The following is a 22,204-nucleotide window of genomic DNA, read 5'->3' on the forward strand; positions in this document are numbered from 1 at the left end:
GAAAATTTAAGATCCTCCAATTATAATGAGTCCATGGCAAGAATACCCGCAACATCCCCTCGTAGTTCTCGGTCTTCAAAAAACGTGCGTAATGGGCCCTCGCCCTTACAACAACGTTTGGCAAGTTTATTGCGCGAAGCGCGCTGGATTATCTTTGCTGCCTTGGCGGCATGGTTAGGCTTGGTACTCGCTACCTGGAGCCCAACTGACCCTGGCTGGTCGAAATCCATTTATAGCAGCAGTATCAAAAATGGCGGAGGCATGTTTGGAGCCGTTATTTCTGATGGCCTGCTGTTTTTATTTGGTCTGTCAGCGTGGTGGTGGGTGGCTCTTTTAGTACAGCGGGTGGCTGTGGGCTTTTATCGCCTTACCCGTTTAGTGTTGCCGCAAGCCAAAATAGATGACGTATTACCACGTGTGCGCTGGGAAACAGGTATAGGTTTTACCTTGTTATTTATCGGCAGCATGGGCGTAGAGGCCTTCTTTTTCAAGTCATGGGGACAAAGTCTTGAGCTACCTGCTGGGGCAGGGGGGCAACTGGGCATTGCGTTAACTCATGCTTTGCAAACGGCCATAGGCTATTCAGGTAGTGCTTTGCTCATGCTGGCAGTGCTGGCAATAGGACTCAGTTTGTTTTTTGGCTTTTCTTGGTTAACGGTGGCTGAGCGCGTCGGTACTTTAATTGAACTTTGCATACGCAACATCACGTCGGGCATTGCAGCGCGTCAGGATCGCAAACTGGGCGAAGTTAAAAAAGCGGAACGAAACGAGATGGTCTCGACTCGTCAAGAGCAGTTGGCCCACGAGCAACCAGTGCGCATCGAGCCCTCGGTTACCCAAGTACCCAAGTCCGAGCGAGTCATCCAAGAGAAGCAGCAAACTCTGTTTAAAGTACCTAAGCAAGCAGGCGATAGCGGAGACCTTCCTCCTTTGTCCTTGCTTGACTGCAGCACTGGGGAATTGGAGACAGTATCTCCCGAAACCATAGAATTCACTTCGCGCTTAATTGAAAAGAAATTATCGGATTTTGGTGTGTCTGTTACGGTGGTCAGAGCGCAAGCCGGTCCGGTGATTACGCGTTATGAAATCGAACCTGCTACGGGAGTAAAAGGCAGTCAAATTGTTAATTTGGCGAAAGACTTAGCACGTGCCTTAAGCTTGGTTAGCATCCGAGTGGTGGAAACTATTCCGGGCAAAAACCTGATGGGTCTCGAGTTGCCTAACGCTAAGCGACAAATAGTACGCCTCGAAGAAATACTAGGGTCGCAAACCTATCACAACAGTGCTTCGATGCTGACGATGGCTTTAGGTAAAGATATCGCCGGTAAGCCTGTGGTGGCCGATCTGGCGAAAATGCCTCACCTATTGGTGGCGGGAACCACCGGTTCGGGTAAGTCGGTGGGGATCAATGCCATGATTCTGTCTTTGTTGTACAAAGCGGACGCGGCCGATGTACGCTTGATTTTAATTGACCCCAAGATGCTGGAAATGAGCGTCTACGAGGGGATTCCCCATTTGTTAGCCCCAGTCGTCACAGATATGCGCTTGGCTGCCAATGCCTTAAATTGGTGTGTGGGCGAAATGGAAAAGCGTTATCGCTTAATGAGTAAAATGGGTGTGCGCAACTTGGCCGGTTTTAATAACAAAATACGCGACGCGCAAAAGCGTGACGAGGTCATACCGAACCCCTTTTCATTGACGCCTGATGCCCCCGAGCCTTTATCTGTATTGCCCATGATTGTGGTGGTCATTGATGAGTTGGCCGATTTAATGATGGTGCAGGGTAAAAAAATCGAAGAGCTCATTGCACGTTTGGCACAAAAAGCACGGGCGGCAGGAATACATTTGATTTTAGCCACTCAGCGTCCTAGCGTCGATGTAATTACCGGTTTAATTAAAGCTAATATTCCCACTCGCATAGCCTTTCAAGTGTCTTCGAAAATAGATTCGCGTACTATCTTGGATCAGATGGGAGCCGAGACACTGCTAGGCCAAGGGGATATGCTGTATTTGCCGCCAGGTACAGGTTTGCCCGCACGGGTGCATGGCGCCTTTGTTAGTGATGATGAAGTGCATCGCGTGGTGGAACACCTGAAAGAGCATGGCGAACCTGATTATATCGACGGTCTGCTTGAGGGCACGGTCGAGGGTGAAACAGGCGATGGGGTAAATGGTGTGACGGGTTTGGTGGATGCTGAATCCGACCCACTCTACGATCAAGCAGTGCAAATCGTGTTGCAAGATAAAAGGGCGTCGATTTCTTTTGTGCAACGTAAATTGCGGGTTGGCTATAACCGTGCAGCGCGCTTGCTAGAGCAAATGGAAGCATCAGGTGTGGTATCTGCGATGCAGTCTAACGGTAACCGCGACATACTCGTGAAAGGTGGTGAGGTAAGAGATGAAGATTAAAACCTTTTTGCTAGCCGCCGTGATGATGGCTAGTCCGCTGGTGGCAGGGGCGGCTGGCACAGCCGCCGATCAGTTAAAGTCATTTATACGAGCCGTGCCCGCGGCCCAAGGTGAGTTTTCGCAACATACTCGCGATGCCGCAGGCAATCCACAAAGTACCCAAACGGGTACCTTTGTATTTCGTCGCCCTGGGCAGTTTCGTTGGGATGTGCTTAAGCCCTATGAGCAGCAGATTGTCTCTGATGGTAAGCAGCTCTACCAATACGACCCTGACTTGGCTCAGGTAACGGTACGGGGTGTTGATGCCTCTATAGGCACTTCTCCTGCGGCTATTTTGTTTGGCACGGCAAGCTTGGAAAGCTCCTTCCAATTAAGCGAGGAAGGACAGCAAGAAGGCTTAGATTGGTTACGCGCTAAGCCCCTGAGCCCTGACGCCGGCTTTGCTTATGTAGACATAGGCTTTAAGCAAGGTAAGCCACAGCGTCTGCTGTTAAAAGACGCTTTTGATCAGACCACCCTAATCGAATTTTCAAGCTTACAGGTTAATCCTAATTTGCCGGCGGATACCTTCACCTTTACTGCTCCCGAAGGAGTGGATGTAGTTGAAATCCAATAAGCCATGAACGACAGTGATTTGTTCTCCGAGGCGTTGGCCGGGCATACGCACGCGCCGTTGGCTGAACGCATGCGACCTCGACAATTGGAAGACGTGGTGGGTCAGCAGCATTTGCTGGGCCCAGGTAAGCCGTTACGGGTCGCTTTTGAATCTCGTCGCCCCCACTCGATGATTTTCTGGGGGCCACCAGGGGTAGGTAAAACCACCTTGGCACGCATGATGGCGGATGGATTTGATGCGCAATTTTTGGCTATTTCCGCTGTCTTGGGGGGCGTTAAAGATATACGTGAAGCAGTTACCCGTGCTCAGGTAGCACAAGGGCAGGGCAGACGCACGATCTTGTTTGTTGACGAGGTGCATAGATTTAATAAGGCCCAACAAGATGCCTTTTTGCCGTATGTAGAAAGTGGCCTATTTACTTTTATTGGTGCCACCACCGAGAACCCCTCTTTTGAGATGAATTCGGCCTTACTGTCACGAGCCAGAGTGTATGTGCTGGAGGCGATAAAAACAGAAGACTTATTGCTCTTGTTGGATAAAGCCCTGTTGGTCTTACAGGAAGATGGTACGCCGTTTCATATCCAAGACGATGCCCGCGAGCAATTGGCTCAGTGGGCTGATGGGGATGCGCGCCGCCTTATTAATGCCCTAGAGGTGGTGGTTGAGTCGGCGCGCGCGGCCGGGCAAGCGGACATCGATGCTGCATGGTTAGAGCTGTCTTTATCACAAAACTTACGACGCTTTGATAAAGGTGGTGATGCTTTTTACGATCAAATTAGCGCCTTGCATAAATCGGTACGGGGGTCTCACCCTGACGCTGCGCTATATTGGCTAACGCGTATGCTTGACGGCGGTGCTGACCCGCAATACCTATCGCGAAGGATTGTGCGCATGGCATGGGAAGACATAGGTTTGGCAGATCCCAGAGCCTTACAAATAGCGAATGACGCGGCACAAACGTACGAACGCTTAGGTAGTCCTGAGGGTGAGCTCGCACTAGCCCAAGCGGTCATTTACCTAGCCGTTGCGGCCAAAAGTAATGCCGGCTACATGGCTTATAACCGCGCCCGTGCCTTTGTGCAGCAAGATCAAAGTCGCGCTGTTCCTATGCATTTGCGTAATGCCCCAACCAAACTCATGAAAGACTTAGGGCATGGGCAAGCTTATCGTTACGCGCATGACGAGCCGGGTGCGTATGCGGCTGGCGCAACGTATTTGCCTGAAGGAATGACTGAGCCAGGCTGGTATAAGCCCGTGCCGCGAGGGCTGGAGATAAAAATAGGCGATAAGCTAAAACAACTGCGACAGTTAGATAAAGACACTAAAAAACCTTAAGAGTCAGTCTAAGCGGTTCGTAAGCTCAATATCCTTCGTGTGCTTTGCTGTGGTATTGAACAAACGCGGTGATCAAGGCTCACGGTTTCTAACTGGATTAGCTACAATCTTATCTTGACCCCAATTTTTAGGTTTTTACATGTTAGATCAAAACCAATTACGCAAAGATATAGACCTGGTCGTGCAGGGCTTGGCCACGCGTGGCGTTGACTTTGACGCACAGCGCTTTCATGAGCTTGAGGCGCGGCGTAAATCCGTGCAAGTCGACACTGAGAATCTGCAGGCTCAGCGTAACGCATTGTCTAAACGTATTGGTCAGTTGCGCTCAAAAGGCGAGGACGCTAGTCAAGAAATGGCGGAGTCCCAAGCCATACCAGAACGCCTTAAGCAGCTCGAGTTAGCCTTAGCCGAAATTCAAGCAGAGCTAAGCTCGTGGTTAGCAACGATTCCTAATATCCCTCATAGCAGCGTGCCAGTTGGAAGCTCTGAAGAGGACAACGTTGAGTTACGCCGCTGGATTCCAGGCGCACGGAATGCCAATGATGAGCCTGCTCACATCACTTTTCAGCCCAAAGACCATGTGGAGGTGGGTGAGAAAATCGGCTTGGATTTCGAATCGGCTCGCAAGCTGTCCGGCTCTCGCTTTATGATGTTGCGCGGTCCATTGGCCGCTTTGCACCGTGCGCTGGCACAGTTCATGCTAAATACGCAAACCATCGAGCATGGCTACCAAGAATGCTATACACCCTATATCGTGAATGCCGCCACGTTATTTGGCACTGGGCAACTGCCTAAGTTTAAGGACGATATGTTCTGGGTAACTAAAGGCGGCCAAGACCACACAGAAGAAACAGATGCCGACGCGGTAGCCGAGGATTTATATTTAATCTCCACCTCTGAAATTACGCTAACCGGTTCGGTACGAGATGAAATTCTGCCGCAGGAAGACTTGCCTGTGCGCTTAACAGCCCATACGCCTTGCTTTCGCTCCGAGGCTGGTAGTGGGGGGCGCGATACGCGCGGAGTGATTCGTCAACATCAGTTCGACAAAGTAGAGATGGTGCAATTGGCGCATCCGGAGAAGTCCTACGAGGCCCTAGAGGAAATGCTCGGGCATGCTGAGGCGGTGTTGCAAAAGTTAGGTCTACCATATCGAGTCATGCAGTTATGCACTGGCGATATGGGTTTTTCTGCAGCTAAAACCTACGACTTAGAAGTCTGGTTGCCAGCTCAAAACACCTGGCGTGAAATATCTTCCGTGTCCAACTGCGAGGCCTTCCAGGCGCGTCGCTTGCAAGCTCGTTTCCGCCCCGAGAAAGGACGTCCCGAATATCTGCATACGTTAAATGGTTCCGGGCTGGCGGTGGGGCGTGCCTTAGTGGCAGTGATTGAAAACTATCAGCAAGAGGATGGTTCAGTTGTCGTGCCCGAGGTGTTACGCCCCTATATGGGGGGGCTAGAGAAAATTACTCCTCAAGCCTAGAACAGAAAAGCGGATGCCAAAAATATGGACATCCGCTTTTTTATCGATGTCTGGTGTTAATCATCCCAGTAGCGCTCCTGTTGCTTACGCCACCGTTTATGCGCTCGCTTCTGTTCTTTACGCCATTTTTTTGAGTGGTAATGTGGACGGTATTCCACATAGGCAGGGCGATGATGGTGGACGCGTGGCGGCGATACCACTACCACTGGACGCTCTATTACGTGTACAGGTGGATGATAAACAGAGCCACCGTAGCCAAAGCCAGGTATGCCTATATTAACGTCAACATTTAGGCCGCCAGCATGCGCACCTATGGAAGCTATCGTTAATACCGAGGCTACACCAGCGACGATCCATTTTTTCATGAAATGCCCCCTTAAGTTGCTTAGGTGGCCTATTGTCGCCGCTGGGCGTCAGAAATGAGTAAGTGAGGTTGAGTAAAGCGCTTCTAAAAGCTACAGAAAATGCCGTACCACTGCGTACGGTTAGCAAATAGTAACTTCTGTAGCGTCTCGCTTATCAATTTAAAAAACGCGTTTTCAGTCCGATCGAGGTTTTACGCGTTTTTCCATGCTTGCTATAGGGGCGATGCAATGAGGGAGCTTTACGTTGCGCCCGAGGTTTAACAGACGAGGAGGGTGTGGAGCTAGTATGCAAGATCCACAAAATAGTTGCTGCCCAGATAAAGAGAGAAACTACGTTAACAATACGGCCATCTAAGGTGGCATACCCGGTGGAACGAGAGGCTTGGATATTCAGTAGTGCAGCCAACGGGGTAATGTGGCCTAAGATTTCGATGATTATGCTTCCGGGTAAGCGGTAAAGCCAACTAAACATATCCCACGCGTTAAACGAAGCTGGGTTGTCGCTAACGGTGACGAGCCACTGAAAAGATTGGATAGGCATAATAACTCCTTAAGAAAAACACAATGGCTTGTGACTTCACTACGTCTTTTTAAAGTTAAAAACGTTAAGGCTGTTAATGCTGTCGCTTAGTTTTAATATAGAAGCAGCGCCCCGAGAACGCAAGCGAACCTGGCCCAAAAAAGGGGAAACCCTGAGGGGCGCAATCGGGGTTTAGTCTTTATGTAAACGTTGAAACGTCATATGGGTTAAATGTGACCTAACCCTTGGAGCAGCCTCTAGCGGCCGTTAGCTTAATGGGCATGGGTTACGTTATAGCGCCACGCCCACTGATCAAGCTAAGACTGTCTTCCTAGTATAAGTCTGCCATCCCCCTTCGCCGGTTAACTCAATTGCATCATAACTAAATTGAGAAAATTAGGTTTCCTGGAGTAGTTGAGTGTAAGGGGGCTCGTGTGGATACTTGCGTTGAACAGTCTTAGTCACTGAGTGGTTCAATGCGCTTGGGATCTCCAGACCATCCCCACGCGAGGGTACGGCGGGACACGCCCAAGAGCACGCCATTGAGTACAGCAGGATGAATCCAAAGGCCATCACGCTCGACTGGCGTGGTCGTGCGACGCGTATAGGGAGCTTTTTTGCTCTCTAGCCGCTGAATAATATCGGCTAAATCGTTCGTTTCGATATAGCACATATATAAAGCATCACCATGTTTGGCTGTGTATCTACCCATAGGATAAGCAGGGTCATGAGCCTCTGATAGTTCTATCCTATCCAGTGCATCTGGATTGAACTTCATTAGATTGCCTTCGTAACCGAAACGCTCAAATGTAATACCGACCTCGTGCTCACGATTCAGTCCTAAAACATCGGCATAATGCTGCGCCACCGTGTTCCAGTTTGACTTCAGCACCATGGTTAACTCATAGAGGTCATCGACCGGGCCTGGCTGTCTGATCCGCTGCGATGCTTGACTGACTGCCAGAGGCAATTGGTACAAGGCAGTGGGATCGGGGTACAAGCGATCCCCCTCGCGTACATATCCCACTTTCTGTTGCTTCAATTGATCTTCAAACGAGGACAGATTCGTAGTTTCTACGCCGCCGATGAACAGGCCTTCCCCTTTTGTATTAAGTCGACTTTGTGTGAGACCGGGCCCTAAAGGGCAACATAGCTCTACCTCACTGCCACCAATTGCCATGGTTCGTACAGTCGCATTCAAGTAAACGCTTTTTGAGTCACCCACATGGACTGCGGCCAATATATCTTCGTAATTTTTTTGAGCAATATCCAGATCGTTTACTGCTACCAATATTCTGTCTACTTTACTAAACATAATGTCCCCCAATCACACCTTACCGGTATCTTTTATTGAATCTTGAGTTTCCTTACGAGCAAGGCACTGCGCAAACATCGCGGCTTCAAAGTCAAATGCTTTCTGAACATCCTCCGCCGACCCTTGACGCAACATATGTTTAGTCAAACGTATGGCATACGATGGGTGGGTGCGCAAGAGCTCTGCTACTTCACGCGCTTTTACAAGAGCTTGACCCGGCTCAAGCAAAGCTGTCACAAAGCCGCCTTCCAGTGCTTCTTGAGCACTGAAAAAGCGTGAACTCAATAACCAGTCATTAGCACGTCGACGTCCTACAATTTGCTCTAATAATAAAGATGAGCCTCCCTCGGGGCATAAACCCAGAGAAGCAAACGGCATACGGAAGCGACTATCGTTAGCGGCATAAACAAAATCGCAATGTTGTAAAAGTGTCGCACCAATGCCAATTGCAAAACCTTCAACAGCCGCAATTACAGGTTGTTGGGCCTTGCTTAGGGCACGTAGGAAACGCACCGCAGGAGGGTCTTCTTTGCCGCGCTTTTGCTGAAAATCCTTCAGATCAGCGCCAGCTGTAAAAAAACCGTTTTTTCCATACAAAATAATCGCCTGGCAGGACTCATCCTGCCCATATGCAGTGAACAGGTCTCGTAACTGATCATACATGGCATGATTCAAGGCATTTTTTCGTTCTGCACGATCAATAGCAATTTCCAAAATGCCATTGCTCATCGTTGATGTAATCATCTGTAGTTCCTCACAGTAAAGTAAGCGATCTGGTTTTTCTAACTATGCACTGCGCACATGTCCACTCTGGACTATCGCTTGTATTTCCTCTTCTGAAAAACCTGCGATATCGCGCAACACTGCCTCGCTATCTTGGCCCCGGACCGGAGCGGCTGACGCCGCATTACCGATACTGCCATCAAAAAATATGGGTGTTCTCACATTCGGCACCCAACCCAAAGTTTTATGCGGCACGCGCTCTACTGCGGCCAGTTGCTCCGTCTCGGAACTGAGTAAGGCGGTTTTTAGGTCTCGCACTTGCCCGGCTGGCACTCGCGCATTTTCCAGTGCATGCTTAAGTTCGGCCCATGACATTGTGGCAAAGGCTTCTTTTAATATGACAAAGATGCTCTCTCTGTCTGCCAGGCGGCCTGCTGCGGTTTGATAAGCGGGGTTCTCTGCTAAATCAGGGCGTGCTAGCACCTCGCTAAATAAGCGTTTAGCTATCTCGTTATTTCCACAATGCAGAAAAAAGCTGGCGTCTTGACAATCAAATACCCCTGTCGGACAACTATCCGGACTGGTATTTGCATAACGCTCCATGTTTTGACCTGAGCACAGAGTCTGCATCGTGGCATAACCATTCATCAGTAAGGCACTGCCATATAAAGACACCTCAACATGACGCCCTTCGCCTGTGGCTTGACGTGCATACAAAGCCGCCAAGATGCCGTTAGACGCCAACATGGCGGTGCCTATGTCCATTACAGAAGAAGCTGTACGAACGCCTGGTCTATCCGCGTAACCATTCATCGCTACAAAGCCGCTCTCGGCTTGCACCACGGAATCAAATCCGGGTCGCTCGGCAAATTTTCCTTGGCTACCGTAGGCAGAAACAGAGCAATACACCAGCTTTGGATTTAAGGCATGCACCTGCTCATAGCCGAAGCCCAATCTGCCCATGACACCATGAGCGAAATTTTCAATTAGCACATCCGCCTTGGTCAGTAAACGACTGATGACTTGCTGCCCTTGCTCGCTTTTCAGATTTAGTTCCAAACCCAGCTTATTTCTGTTCGCCCATAAATAAGCCGCACCTTCTTCTGGTGCAGAGGTATCATGCGGCGGATAGGCTCTAAAGCGATCTCCTCCGGGTGCTTCTACTTTTATGACAGTAGCCCCAAGGTCGGCCAATAGCATACTGGCTAGTGGACCAGCAATATAATGGGTAATGTCCAGTACTAACATGCCCTTAAGTGGTAGCTCCGAAGCTTCCGATCTGTCATACACAGGCAGACTGTCGATAAACTGACGGTCAAACATATGAATACATGCCTTTTAAAAATTCGTAAATGACGTTGATCTAGGGGTTGTCGTGGTCCTAGATCACGGTTTTTTATTAATTAACAGTAATATTTGCTTCTTTAATCACCTTGCTCCAACGAGTAATCTCATCCTGCAAGAACTGACCAAACTCGGCAGAATTACCTTGTGGCACCTCCGCTGCCAAAGCGGCAATACGTTCTTTGACTTTGTCGCTTTGCATCACTTGTTCCACATTTTCATACAGGAAGTCCACAACGGGCTGTGGAGTATCGGCGGGTACAAACAAACCGGACCAACCGGTTACCACAAAATCCTGCACGCCAGACTCTTTCAAGGTAGGCACGTCCGGAAGTAAAGGCAGGCGCTCTTCTGTAGTAACCGCTAAGGCGCGTACCGCGCCAGCTTGAACCTGAGCAATAGATGCAGGTAAATTATCAAACATCAAAGGCACGTTACCCGCAATTAAATCGACTAAAGCCGGAGCGCTTCCTTGATAAGAAACGTGCTCTAAAGGCACGCCCGTTGCTAAAGCAAACATTTCACCTGTCAAATGTGGCGAGGTTGATGTACCAGACGAGGCATAAAATAAAGCATCTTTGTCTTTGTATTCCAAGACATCTTGGATCGTCTTAAATGGGGAATCAGCACGAACTAAGATTACGTTGGGAATACCTACCAAGTTACGAATTGGTATCAGATCTTTTACTGGGTCATACGGTAAATTTGGAAATAAAGCGGGGCTTGTTGCTAGTGGTCCAATGTTCCCAGTTACTAAGGTATATCCGTCAGGTTTTTGCCGCACCACATAATCCGTTCCTACCACCCCGCCGGCCCCGCTCTTATTTTGAACAACTACTGCTTGCCCGATACGTTGCCCCAATTCGGCAGCTACTAAACGCGCAACGATATCAGTAGTCCCTCCCGGAGCATAAGGCACTACTAGCGTAAGTGGGCCATTTGGATAGTCAGTCTCGGCCTGTAATGTTCCGCACATGAGGGTCATCCCAACGGCACCTGCTACAGAAAAAAATCTACGCACGAATAAATTCATTGATGTCTCCCAAAAAATTAGAATCTTGTGTTATTATTTAGATCACTAGGTGAACATAACATCCATTAAGTGAACATGTCATGAAGCATAATAGATCAATACAAAGGTGTCTACTATTGATGGAGCAATTCAGGGGAAATCCTTACCCCACTGTGGCAGATCTTGCCAGGCTCACTGATTTGTCCCGCGCCACCGTAATGCGATTCCTCATTACATTAGAAGAGGAGGGATATGTTGCACGCGATGAAAACCGTTGGAGTCTAACTAGCAAGACATTGGAATTGGGCTTCGCTGCACTCGAGAGCTTGGGCATTACGGAAGTGGTTCAAACTATCGTGCAGGCTTTAGCTGATGAAGTTCTGGGTACCGCGAACATTGGAGAGCATCACCCTGAAGGAGTGCTAATTATTGCGCGAGCTCTCGCGCCAGCTCAACGTAGACGGTTGCATGTTGCAAACCTACGAGTTGGGAGCATTCTGCCCAGTAATAGTGCTCTTTACCAAGCTTTGAAAATGTCGCCGGGTACACAGCACGCCTCTCAAATTTATCCTCCCGTGCATCAAATTTCTTTCGCAGTTCGAATTCCAAATAACAGCCCTAGAGTTTTATCTCTGGCCATTTCAACGAATCAAGACGAATTAGACACGCAAGAAAAACAGGAGCAACAAATCGCGATCCTGCATGAGCAAGCAGTGCGCATAGGACAAATTATTGATATGGGTCCCATTTAATCTAGTCTTAACAACATAAGTCACACATGGAGCGAGGAACAACAATGGCTTTAGATCAAGAATCATTCGGGCTACTCCGAGCAGTACTACAACGTTTTATTGTTGAACGTTTGATACCAGCCGAAAATCAAGTGGAAGAAAATGACGCTGTCCCTACAGATATCATTAATGACATCAAAGAGTTAGGGTTATACGGCCTCTCAATTCCAGAGGAGTACGGTGGGATAGGGCTGTCAATGGAACAAGAGTGTGAGGTGATTTACGATATCGGCCACACCGCGTTTGCCTTTCGATCTGTATTTGGCACCAACGTGGGCATAGGTTCTCAAGGGGTGCTTATGGATGGTACCGAAGAGCAGAAGGCGTATTGGCTTCCCAAGTTTGCCTCTGGAGAAATTACGGTCTCCTTTGCTCTGACAGAGCCAGGCACGGGCTCGGACGCTGCAGCAATACAAACACGCGCAGTTCAGAATGGTGACCATTACATTATCAATGGCACGAAACGTTTTATTACCAACGCTAATCGCGCAGGAGCTTTCACCTTGATGGCGCGTACAAGTGATGATGGGGCTCGAGGTATTAGCGCTTTTATAGTACCAGCCGACTCCCCAGGCTTAACAGTTGGGAAAGCAGATCATAAGATGGGGCAACGAGGCACATTGACGGCTGATGTGATACTCGATGACGTAAAAGTAAAAGCGGAAAATATTATTGGTGGTATACCCGGCCGAGGGTTTTATACCGCGATGAAAGTGCTAGACAGAGGTCGTTTGCATATAGCGGCTCAAGCCTGTGGGATGGCTGATCGTCTTATCAGAGATGCCGTCGCCTACGCCAAAGAGCGTCAGCAGTTTGGACAGCCTATTGCACAGTTTCAGCTTATTCAGGGCATGTTAGCTGACAGCCAAGCGGAATTATTCGCCGCTGTTTCGATGCTCAAAGAAGCGGCTCGACAGTATGACCAGAACCCGGTGGGCGCGCGTAACGATGAGCTCAGTATGGCAGCGGCATGCACTAAAATGTTCTGCACAGAGATGGTTGGCAGGGTGGCTGATCGGGCAGTACAAATTCATGGCGGGGCGGGATATATCAGTGAATATAAAGTAGAGCGTTTCTATCGTGATGTACGTTTACTTCGCTTATACGAAGGCACTACCCAGATTCAGCAGATCATTATCGCTAAGCATTTAATTCAGCGCGACGAAAGCGTACAGTTTTAATCATTAGACTGGTCGCTTGGCATCTTAGGGCTTGGCGATCGGTTATCTATATTCACTTACCCTAAGGAGGACAATATGAGCAAGCAGCATCATTTCTATATTAATGGAAAGTGGGTTCCACCCCAGGGGAAAAATACTCTTGAGTTAATCAACCCTAGTACTGCTACTACTTTAGGTACCTTAAGCTTGGGGAATGAGCAGGATGTAGATTTTGCTGTCAAAGCTGCTAGATCAGCATTTAGAACGTACTCACTGACCACAGTTGCTGAGCGCACCGAGCTTCTAGAGAGTATTCTGAATAAATACGAAGAAAAAAAGGAAGAGCTTGCTCAAGCTGTTTCCGCAGAAATGGGTGCTCCTTTATGGCTGGCTCAAGCCGCTCAAGTACCTATGGGGGCAGCACACATCAAGCAAGCTATACGGGTCCTTAAAAACTTTGAATTTCAAACGGTTAGTAGAGGTACCGCGATATGTTACGAGCCTATAGGTGTTGTAGGTATGATCACGCCTTGGAATTGGCCCTTAAATCAAGTGCTGTGTAAAGTTGCACCCGCTTTAGCTGCAGGATGTACTGTCATATTAAAGCCGTCTGAACAAGCAGCGTTAAGCGCGATTTTACTAACCGACATCCTTCATGATGCGGGTGTGCCAGCTGGTGTGTTTAATTTAGTGAATGGTCAAGGTGATCAGGTTGGAGAAGCTCTGGCAAGGCACACCGAGATCGATATGATTAGCTTTACAGGTTCTACAAAAGCTGGTGTTGCGGTAGCAACGCAAGCGGCGCCGAGCGTGAAGCGTGTGGCTCAAGAATTGGGCGGTAAATCAGCTAATATTATTTTAAGTGATGTGGACTTACCTAGTGTACTGAAACAAAGTCTCCAAGCTTGTTTTTTGAATTCAGGGCAAAGCTGCAACGCGCCTACAAGACTGCTTATTCCTCGTCAATATCAAGAAGAGGCAATCGAAATTTTGCGACCGCTGGCCTTAGCTATTGAACAAGCTAGTGCTACTCCCGAAGACAAAAAAAGATTGGGCCCAGTAGTGAGTCAAATACAGTTTGATCGTATACAGGCTTTGATTCAGGCTGGCATAGCAGAAGGTGCTCGTCTGGTATCAGGTGGTTTAGGTAAGCCGGAAGGGGTTACCGAAGGTTACTTTGTTAGACCTACAATCTTTGCAGATGTGCAAAACACCATGCGCATTGCACAAGAGGAAATCTTTGGGCCTGTCCTTTGCCTTATTCCTTACGATAGCGAGCAGGAAGCTATTAGTTATGCCAACGATTCTGAATATGGTCTTTCTGGTTATGTTTACAGTAAAGATATCAGTAAAGCACGTACTGTAGCAGCGCAATTACGTACTGGTATGGTGCACATTAACGGGGCAGGTCCAGATGTTTCCGCACCTTTTGGTGGTTACAAACGCTCTGGGAATGGCCGTGAGTGGGGAGAATTCGGCTTCAAGGAATACCTAGAGGTTAAGGCAATCATGGGTTATGGTGAGTAAGAAGCGGTACGCCACTGATTAAGCCTAATAAGTGATAGAGCGGGGAAGCTTCCTGATGATGTCAATTAGGCGCAGGGGTAAGAGTCTAACGATATAAGCTTTTTAAAATGGAAAAAACCCCGTAGTATATTAATACTACGGGGTTTTTGTATTTTTTTAGACTTGCTTAGGCAAATCATTGGCGGACAGGGTGGGATTCGAACCCACGGTACGCTTATCACGTACGCCTGATTTCGAGTCAGGTACATTCGACCAGCTCTGCCACCTGTCCGCGCTTTACCTTTGCTAAAAATAGCTAAGGTAAGCAGGCGATTATATAACGAAATTATCTGGTTGGGCAAGAGATTGCCGTGGGCTATGGTTAGAGTTCAATTTCAATATCGCCGTACACTTTTGGTGCAGCAACTGAGCACATAGCCTTTTTCGATTTCCTCTGTGGTAATGCCTCCGTTGTGGTTCATTTCTTGGGCTGTTCCTCGCCATATTTGACGGGTACTGGCTTGAGCCATGTCGCACGGTGCTTGTCCACAAGTGAGTGCGCGTGAGGATGAGTTTTGAGCGGTGTTTTTAACGTTAACTACGCCGTCTTAAGATCGTAAGTTTCTGTTTTTTCTAGAATGATAAATATTATTCACTTCTAATGTTGTTTTGGTTAAGTTTTTTCACTTATTTTGTGTTTTTTAAGCCAAGAATGATATTTTTATCTCTGCCTACCCAGCCATAATATTGATCACCTCATTGTTAGTCGCCATCGGCAGTGATTCACTTGTTTTACGGGTTTGTTACACGCTATGCTGATAAAGTTGATAGACGTCCGCTGTTAGGGTTCTTTTGCTTAGGCGGACACTAAAATCCAGCCAGGGACATACTTGAATAGGCGGGTTTTGGCATGGGGTAAAAGACCAGGGGAGGACAGCGGTTGGCGTTGCTCATCAAATGGGGGCCGCCAAGGCTGGACAAGTCTAGGTGGATACATTTTATAAAATACAATTTTTCTTAAACGCTTCTTTGGAGGGCATAATGAAAAAATTACTGCAAAGTATTGTTGGCGTGATAGGTGGAATAGCGATAGTCCAGCCTGTCTTGGCCCAGCAGTTCCCAGAAAGCAATAAACCTATCAGACTAGTGGTGCCCTATACAGCAGGTGGCTCATCTGACTTTGTAGCACGTGTCGTCGCCAAGAAAATGGCTGAAGATATGAAGCACAATATCATCGTGGATAACCGGCCGGGTGGTAGTACCGTCATAGGTGGTGACTACGTGGCCCGTTCTGCGCCTGATGGTTACACGATCTTTCTTATCGGTGAAATGACCAATGCATCGTTAGTGGCTTTGAATAAAAGCTTGCCATACGATCCTGTGACCGCTTTTGCTGGCGTAACAAATTTGGTGGAGTCACCGCTAGTTATTGCAGTGCACCCAGATTTCCCGGCTAAAACACTTGCCGAGTTCACCGACTATGCGAAAGCGAATCCTGGTAAGGTGACTTATGGATCTGCAGGTCTAGGCAACACGTTACATTTGGCCGGTGCTCAGTATTCAGCGGCGACGGGTATTGATATGACCCATGTACCCTATAAAGGGGCGTCCCAAGCCATTATCGATCTGATGGGAGGGCGCATTGATGTAATGTTCGATTTACCCCAGACCCCTCTGCCACAAATCGAAGCAGGCAAGCTGCGGGCCCTAGCCGTCACTGGCAAGCAGCGCCTTGATTCTTTACCAGATGTTCCTACAGCCGCCGAAGCGGGGTTCCCTGAATACTCGTTTACGACGCGAATTGGGCTTGCTGTTCCTGCCGATACGCCTATAGCAGTAAGAGAACGCTTACACGAGTCGGCAACCAAGGCCCTATCGGATCCAGAGGTTAAACAAGCCCTGGCTGATCGTGCAATGTTTACGGCTCCTAATCAGTCACCCGATGAGTACAGCTCCGATTTGCGCTCTGCCGTCGAGCAAGTCACAAAATTGCTACGTGACGCGGGTGTTGAACCTCAATAAGTGGAAAGAGAAATGAATAAAAAAGAAAGATTTATGGCGGCGGTGTCGGGTGCCAATGTGGATCGCCCGCCTGTCACCGCATGGGTACACTTTCAGTCTGATCACTTGGACAGCAAACGCACCGCCGATTTGCACAGTCAATTCATGCAAGCCTATGACTGGGATGTCCTGAAGGTAATGAATGACTATCGTTATCCTGTTCCAGCACATGTCAATACCCTAGACTCAGCTGAAAGTCTTAAGGCCTATCGCAGGCTTGACATGAACGAGGAACCTTTTCAACTGCAGTTTGATGTCTTGCGCTTGTTGCGAGAGCAGTTGGGGCCTGATACTCCCATGTTGGACACGGTGTTTGAGCCTTATCAGCAAATTGTCAGGAACGTAGGTTTCAGTCAGGCAGAGAATTTCTTCGCACAAGAAAGCGCCGCTCTAGAGGCTATTGAGCACGTGACGGAAACGACTTGCGAGTACGTGCGCGCTGTGAAGGCCATGGGAGTCGAGGGAATTTTTCTGTCGATAAATGGTGCCATTCCTGAGCATCGTCCCCGTGGTGTTACAGAGGAACGCCATGAGAAATTTCAAAAGCCTTTTGCGATACGCGTGCTAGAGGCAGCCGAGGGCATGGTACGTGTATTGCACGTTCATGGCGATCACTTGTTGATGGATCGCGCGTGGGATTACCCCTGCGAGGTCCTTAGTGTTTCTGATCGTTTGGCCAGCAACCCCTCTTTGACACAATTGCGTCAGCATACGGATAAGTGTCTTATGGGTGGCGTGGATGAGACCCGCATCCAAGAACGCAGTTTGCCCGATGTTAAAGCGGAAGTAGATGATATTCTTGCTCAGGTCGGCAGAGACCGTTTAATTATCGCGCCAGGTTGCACAATTCCTTCCTTCACACCGATGCGCAACTTAAACTACCTGCGGGAATATACCAAGGCGGTTTAAGGGTACGAGGGCTGCCGGCTTGCGTTTGTTTTGAGCAAGCGGGCAGCCCCAAGTAGAACTTAGAATGCATCGATATTATTGGGTGAGTGTGTAGACAGTTTTATGTTTTGGCGCGGCTGGCAAGATTCGAACTCACGACCCCTTGGTGCGTAATCAAGATAGCTGAGCGACGAAAGTCTGCCAAAAATCATGAGGTTCGGGTATAGGGGTTGAGTAGTCAAAGGCAAATTTTGATGAGGGCTACGGACTCTGTGCCGAAATTACTGTGTGAATAGTTCCGCTGTTTGCCTCTATCGAGTATCCGTAGAAAATAGTTCAGGCTTGAGAAGGTTGAGCCTGCACGAAGTTTAAATATCGCCCACAATCGAATCAGGTCTAATAATCCACAAAATCTTGATCGGGCTGTCGGTGTTGTTAAGGATGCGGTGCGGCTTGCTACTATTGAATTGAAAGCTATCACCTTCTGACAGGACGTATTGTTTTTCACCTATTAACAGGCTGAGTTCACCCTGCACAACCATGCCTGCTTTCTCACCTTGACGTACCAGCAATTCCGGGCCTGAGCCGCCTCCTGGCTCTAGGGTTACCATGAAGAACTCAAGACTTTTGTTGCGCTTGGGTGACAATAACTCTTTAGTCAAACCATATGGCTTGAATGCAAGTTCTGCTCGTCCATGTGCACGAACGACTTCACTGCTTTCGTCTTCGTATTCTGGGTCGCTTGTTGGAAAAATAGCCGACATTTCGATATTTAGAGCCTGACATATTCGATTCAAACTCCTTAACGAGGGCATGGTTTGTCCGCGTTCAATATGGCTCAGCATGCTGACGGAAACGTCCGAGCGTTCGCTTAGCTTTGCCAGCGACAGCTTTTGTTCTTTGCGTAGTTGTCGAAGATGTTGGCCGAGGACGGCGGGTGATTCGGGCATGGACATTTGTGAGCCTTTCTATTTTGCTAGTACATGTTCATCCGCTCTTTTAATGTAGAGCTGGATTGAAATTTCACTTGACGAATATACCAAATAAACTAATTCGAATCCCTACTACTTTAGCTACGGTGTATAAGCTTGTATCTTGAATGCCCCTTTAAAAGGTCGATTAGTTGTTTCTGGTCGAAATTATCGGCAAGTTAGAAGTTTTGTTATTGGAAACCTTATGGCACAACCAGTTTCTTTATCATCCTAGCTGCTAATTTTCACTTGTATTGTAAATTTTTTTAGTTTTTGGAGTGTTTTTTCGGGTTTACACCTATTTTCACTGATTTTTTATACAAATAGAATAATTTTTCATCTGCATGTATTTTTATCGTGCATGTGAATTTTGTATGTGACATAAATAGTGCAGTGTGCGCTCCTTCTGCGCGTAGGGCTCGATAGGGAAAACTAGATGGCATTCACAAACTTAAGACGGGTTGCAGCTACTGTAGGCTTTACCTTCGCTATGGTGGCCTTATCAGCATCAGCAGCGGATACCTCCAAGGAGGGAGGCACACTCGTTATGATGACAACGCCTGAACCAGCATTGATTACTAATGCTTTGAGTTCAGCGCCTTCGACGGCCGAGTTAGCCACGAAGATTTTTGATGGGCTGTTGGAATACGACATGGACATGCAGCCCACTCCTTCGTTGGCAGAGTCATGGGAGGTTAGCGAGGACGGCAAAACAGTAACGTTCAATCTGCGAAAAGGGGTCGTTTGGCATGATGGTGAGCCTTTTACCAGTGCTGATGTGCAATTCTCGCTGCTAAAAGTGGTAAGGGAGTATCATCCGCGAGGTATGGCCAACCTGGGGCCGATTGAATCAATTGATACGCCTAATGAACATGTAGCCGTTATCAACTTGAAGCACCCTTATCCGCCGATGTTCATGGGGCTATCCAGTCTTGAGGCGCCTATTGTGCCGCGCCATATTTATGAAGGTACTGATTTTCGGGCGAATCCCGCAGTGAATAACCCCATAGGTACGGGGCCATTCAAGTTTGTACGGTGGGAAAAAGGCAATTTTATTGAGTTGGCGAAGAATGAAAACTACTGGCGTGAAGGTCGTCCTTATTTGGATCGCCTCATTTTTCGATTTATCGCCGATGCATCGACTCGTTCCGCTGCCTTGGAGCGCGGTGAAGTTCATGTTGCCAACTTTGGCACTATTAATCCGGTTGAAATGCGTCGCCTAGCTGATTTGCCTGAGATTGAAATTGCCGAAGGCGGTTATGAAGCACTGGCCCCGATGATGTTGTTGGAGCTAAATACTCAGCGAGGCCCCCTTGCTGATAAGCGTGTGCGGCAGGCTATTGCTTACGCTCTGGATCGCGAATTTATTACTAAAAATATTTGGTACGGTTTTGGTAAACCGGCGATTGGACCGATTTCATCCGTGTATGGAAACTTGCATACGACTGAAGGCGTGCGTAAGTTTGACGTTGAAGACCGTTTGGATATTGCGAACAAGCTGTTGGATGATGCAGGATATCCGCGTGATGGCAAGAAGGGTAGCCGTTTTACTATCGTCCACGATGTGGCTCCTTTTGGTGAAGATTGGCGACGCATGGGCGAATACATTCGCCAAGCACTTTCTCGTTTAGGTATAGATGTGACCCTGCGCAATAGTGACTTCCCCACCTTCGCTCGCCAAGTACACGCAGAATACGATTTTGACATGACCTCAAGTTGGTCTGTGGGAATGGCCGACCCCACCCTGGGTGTTCAGCGTAATTACTGGTCTGAAGCGATTAATCCCGAAGTTCCATTTGCGAACGTATCACGCTACAGCAATCCCGAAGGCGACGAGCTATGGGTTGCTGCTCAAACAGAACTAGACCCTTCAAAACGTGCCGAGCTTTTCCATAAATTGCAACGTCAGATTGTTGAAGATAGTCCGCTAATTTTAATCATGGAAATGCAGCTGGTTGCACTCAAAAGTTCAGCAGTGCAAGACCTAATTACAACACCCTTGGGTGTGCGTGGTGGTCTTTATGATACCTGGATGAAGTAACGTAAACACATACTAATGATGTAACTAAGGAGGCAGTATGGCTTTAACAAGTATTAAAAAAACCATAGCCCTGTTCGGTTGTGTGCTATTGACCGCGGCGGTAGCATCGCCGGTTTTATCCCAGCCTATGCCTGAGTATGGTGGTAGCCTGGTCATCACCACCACACCCGAGCCGTCGCTTATCACAAACGCACTAAGTTCAGCGCCTACAACGAACGAAGTCGCAACTAAGCTGTTTGATGGCTTGCTTGAATACGATATGGACTTGAATCCGCTGCCTTCATTGGCCGAATCTTGGGAGGTTAGTGAAGACGGTAAAACGGTCACGTTTAATCTGCGCAAAGGTGTTTATTGGCATGACGGCGAGCCCTTTACCAGTTCTGACGTTCAGTTTACGTTGCTGAATATCGTGAAGGAATATCACCCGCGCGGGAAGCAAAACCTGGGGCCGGTTGAAAGCATCGATACGCCTGATGAACATACTGTCATTCTTAATCTGGTGCATCCTTACCCACCCATGCTGAAGGGATTGTCTAGCCTGGAGGTGCCGATCCTGCCGCGGCATATATACGAAGATACGGACATCCGTAACAACCCCGCTGTCAACGCTCCGATTGGAACTGGTCCGTTCAAATTCGCCCGCTGGGACAAAGGTAGCTTCATTGAGCTTGAAAAAAACGAAAATTATTGGCGCGAAGGGCGTCCTTACCTTGATCGCGTAATTTTCCGCTTTATCGCTGATGCATCAACTCGCTCGGCGGCGCTTGAGCGCGGTGAAGTACATGTTGCTACGTTTGGTTCCATTAATCCGGTAGAAATGCGACGTTTAGCAGAATTGCCAGAAATCGAAATCGCTGAAGGAGGTTATGAGGCGCTGGCTCCGGTTATTACGTTGGAACTGAACACGAAGAGGCCGCCGATGGATGACAAGCGTGTCCGTCAGGCAATTGCTTATGCTATTGACCGCGACTTCATTACCAATGCTATTTGGTATGGTTTTGGTAAGCCGGCCATGGGGCCCTTGTCGTCAGTGTACGAGCCCTCGGGTTTGTACACCGAAGAAGGTGTTCGTCGCTTTGACGTTGAGGATCGCTTAGATATCGCCAACAAGCTGCTGGACGAAGCGGGTCAGCTGCGAGGTAAGGACGGCATTCGCTTCAAGATTGTGCATGACGTCGCGCCTAACGGAGAAGACTGGCGGCGCATGGGCGAATATATTAAGCAAGCCCTGACAAAAGTTGGTATCGATGTTGAGCTGCGTAACAGTGATGCACCAACGTTTATGCGCCAAGTTTATGGCGGGGAATATGATTTCTGGATGGCTTCTGGTTGGCCGATTGGCATGGCAGATCCTTCTCTAGGACTGATGCGTTATTTTTGGTCGAAAAATATTCGTCCCGTTCCTTACGCTAACACGTCTCGCTATGAAAACCACGACGTTGATGTTATGTGGGAAGCAGCCCAGATCGAAACTAATCCGGCTAAACGCGCAGAACTCTTCCATAACTTGCAAAGGCAACTGGTTGAGGACAGCCCTATGATTTGGTTGATGGAAAAGGCTTTGGTGTCTATGCAGCATTCTGATGTGCAAGATTTGATTACCTCTCCATTTGGTGTGCGTGGCGGTTTAGCTGACACCTGGATTAAGAAGTAGTAAGGACTCT

Annotated in this window: 18 protein-coding genes and 1 tRNA gene; 11 read left to right on the plus strand and 8 right to left on the minus strand. The window is 48.3% G+C overall.

Annotated features, from left to right (window positions below; genetic code table 11):
- The first annotated feature begins 33 nt into the window (after window positions 1-33).
- The 4 genes from OSH01_RS12380 (at window position 34) to serS (ending at window position 5,843) form a co-directional block, all read left to right on the plus strand.
- Window positions 34-2,409: a DNA translocase FtsK gene (locus OSH01_RS12380; RefSeq protein WP_266124430.1), complete on the plus strand. Its 2,376-nt coding sequence runs from the start codon at window positions 34-36 to the stop codon at window positions 2,407-2,409.
- Entirely contained in the window at window positions 2,399-3,025 is a 627-nt protein-coding gene (lolA, locus tag OSH01_RS12385; RefSeq protein WP_266124431.1) for an outer membrane lipoprotein chaperone LolA, read from the plus strand. The genes OSH01_RS12380 and lolA overlap by 11 nt, the downstream gene beginning before the upstream one ends.
- Window positions 3,026-3,028: 3 nt before the next feature.
- Entirely contained in the window at window positions 3,029-4,360 is a 1,332-nt protein-coding gene (locus OSH01_RS12390) for a replication-associated recombination protein A (protein WP_266124432.1), read from the plus strand.
- 139 nt (window positions 4,361-4,499) lie between these two features.
- Window positions 4,500-5,843 carry a serine--tRNA ligase gene (gene serS, locus OSH01_RS12395; protein ID WP_266124433.1) on the plus strand — a complete coding sequence of 448 codons (1,344 nt, stop codon included), beginning with the start codon at window positions 4,500-4,502 and terminating at the stop codon, window positions 5,841-5,843.
- 56 nt (window positions 5,844-5,899) lie between these two features.
- Here serS and OSH01_RS12400 read toward each other — a convergent pair whose 3' ends face one another.
- The 6 genes from OSH01_RS12400 to OSH01_RS12425 all read right to left on the minus strand — a co-directional run bounded on the left by OSH01_RS12400 (window position 5,900) and on the right by OSH01_RS12425 (window position 11,143).
- Window positions 5,900-6,208, minus strand: coding sequence for a hypothetical protein (locus OSH01_RS12400; protein WP_266124434.1), 309 nt, complete (start codon window positions 6,206-6,208; stop codon window positions 5,900-5,902).
- Between the two features lie 154 nt (window positions 6,209-6,362).
- Window positions 6,363-6,749 (minus strand): hypothetical protein, encoded by a 387-nt coding sequence (locus OSH01_RS12405; RefSeq protein WP_266124435.1) that lies wholly within the window; start codon window positions 6,747-6,749, stop codon window positions 6,363-6,365.
- Between the two features lie 436 nt (window positions 6,750-7,185).
- A complete protein-coding gene (locus tag OSH01_RS12410) occupies window positions 7,186-8,043 on the minus strand; it encodes a VOC family protein (protein ID WP_266124436.1) in 858 nt (285 codons plus the stop codon).
- A gap of 12 nt (window positions 8,044-8,055) precedes the next feature.
- Window positions 8,056-8,787, minus strand: coding sequence for an enoyl-CoA hydratase/isomerase family protein (locus tag OSH01_RS12415; RefSeq protein ID WP_266124437.1), 732 nt, complete (start codon window positions 8,785-8,787; stop codon window positions 8,056-8,058).
- 42 nt (window positions 8,788-8,829) lie between these two features.
- Window positions 8,830-10,089 (minus strand): CaiB/BaiF CoA transferase family protein, encoded by a 1,260-nt coding sequence (locus tag OSH01_RS12420; protein ID WP_266124438.1) that lies wholly within the window; start codon window positions 10,087-10,089, stop codon window positions 8,830-8,832.
- Between the two features lie 76 nt (window positions 10,090-10,165).
- Window positions 10,166-11,143 carry a Bug family tripartite tricarboxylate transporter substrate binding protein gene (locus tag OSH01_RS12425; protein WP_266124439.1) on the minus strand — a complete coding sequence of 326 codons (978 nt, stop codon included), beginning with the start codon at window positions 11,141-11,143 and terminating at the stop codon, window positions 10,166-10,168.
- Window positions 11,144-11,223: 80 nt separating this feature from the next.
- On the opposite strand from OSH01_RS12425, the gene OSH01_RS12430 reads away from it, so the two are divergent.
- The 3 genes from OSH01_RS12430 (at window position 11,224) to OSH01_RS12440 (ending at window position 14,600) form a co-directional block, all read left to right on the plus strand.
- Window positions 11,224-11,874 (plus strand): helix-turn-helix domain-containing protein, encoded by a 651-nt coding sequence (locus OSH01_RS12430; protein WP_266124440.1) that lies wholly within the window; start codon window positions 11,224-11,226, stop codon window positions 11,872-11,874.
- 44 nt (window positions 11,875-11,918) lie between these two features.
- The gene (locus tag OSH01_RS12435; protein WP_266124441.1) at window positions 11,919-13,094 is read left to right on the plus strand and encodes an acyl-CoA dehydrogenase family protein; all 1,176 of its coding nucleotides are present in this window, start codon (window positions 11,919-11,921) and stop codon (window positions 13,092-13,094) included.
- Window positions 13,095-13,169: 75 nt separating this feature from the next.
- Complete coding sequence (locus OSH01_RS12440) at window positions 13,170-14,600, plus strand: aldehyde dehydrogenase family protein (RefSeq protein ID WP_266124442.1); 1,431 nt, start codon at window positions 13,170-13,172, stop codon at window positions 14,598-14,600.
- A gap of 179 nt (window positions 14,601-14,779) precedes the next feature.
- Here the strand turns inward: OSH01_RS12440 and OSH01_RS12445 are convergent.
- Window positions 14,780-14,871: transfer RNA gene (locus tag OSH01_RS12445), tRNA-Ser, on the minus strand.
- Window positions 14,872-15,620: 749 nt separating this feature from the next.
- Between OSH01_RS12445 and OSH01_RS12450 the strand changes: the two genes are divergently transcribed.
- Both OSH01_RS12450 and OSH01_RS12455 read left to right on the plus strand, forming a co-directional pair.
- A complete protein-coding gene (locus tag OSH01_RS12450) occupies window positions 15,621-16,601 on the plus strand; it encodes a Bug family tripartite tricarboxylate transporter substrate binding protein (protein WP_266124443.1) in 981 nt (326 codons plus the stop codon).
- A 12-nt stretch (window positions 16,602-16,613) separates the two neighbouring features.
- On the plus strand, window positions 16,614-17,549 hold the full coding sequence (locus OSH01_RS12455; RefSeq protein ID WP_266124444.1) for a uroporphyrinogen decarboxylase family protein: 936 nt from the start codon (window positions 16,614-16,616) through the stop codon (window positions 17,547-17,549).
- Between the two features lie 347 nt (window positions 17,550-17,896).
- Here the strand turns inward: OSH01_RS12455 and OSH01_RS12460 are convergent, their stop codons facing one another.
- A complete protein-coding gene (locus tag OSH01_RS12460; protein ID WP_266124445.1) occupies window positions 17,897-18,484 on the minus strand; it encodes a cupin domain-containing protein in 588 nt (195 codons plus the stop codon).
- 451 nt (window positions 18,485-18,935) lie between these two features.
- Between OSH01_RS12460 and OSH01_RS12465 the strand changes: the two genes are divergently transcribed.
- Together OSH01_RS12465 and OSH01_RS12470 are read left to right on the plus strand one after the other, a co-directional pair.
- The gene (locus OSH01_RS12465) at window positions 18,936-20,540 is read left to right on the plus strand and encodes an ABC transporter substrate-binding protein (RefSeq protein ID WP_266124446.1); all 1,605 of its coding nucleotides are present in this window, start codon (window positions 18,936-18,938) and stop codon (window positions 20,538-20,540) included.
- A 37-nt stretch (window positions 20,541-20,577) separates the two neighbouring features.
- Window positions 20,578-22,194, plus strand: a complete 1,617-nt coding sequence (locus tag OSH01_RS12470) for an ABC transporter substrate-binding protein (protein WP_266124447.1) — start codon at window positions 20,578-20,580, stop codon at window positions 22,192-22,194.
- Window positions 22,195-22,204 lie beyond the last annotated feature (10 nt).

The organism is Alcaligenes endophyticus, from assembly GCF_026344035.1.
Taxonomy (GTDB): domain Bacteria; phylum Pseudomonadota; class Gammaproteobacteria; order Burkholderiales; family Burkholderiaceae_B; genus Alcaligenes; species Alcaligenes endophyticus.